Raw genomic sequence first — 234 nt, forward strand, 5'->3', positions numbered from 1 at the left:
GTTAAACAAGGGCATGCCATCAACTTCTGCCGTGATGACGGGTTTGATATCAATCGGAATGACATCACCCACTTTCATATGCAAAATATCCTGCAAGGGAATCTGGGTATTGGCCAGATTGGCAACCAGTTCAACTTCTGCAATCTGCACCTGTTTTTGCAACATGCCCAGCCAGCGTTTATCACTTTCACCCTGTTCGCCCTGAATGGCGTTATAGAGCAGGTCACGTACCGG

Annotated in this window: 1 protein-coding gene; it reads right to left on the bottom strand. The window is 47.9% G+C overall.

All coding sequences use genetic code 11. The annotated features are described in order from the left end of the window. Window positions 1-234: FliM/FliN family flagellar motor switch protein (locus ACZ3HG_RS24935; protein WP_465335239.1), on the bottom strand; the 234-nt coding region annotated here is incomplete at both ends.

This window comes from Erwinia sp. PME.40.26/001, from assembly GCF_055556675.1.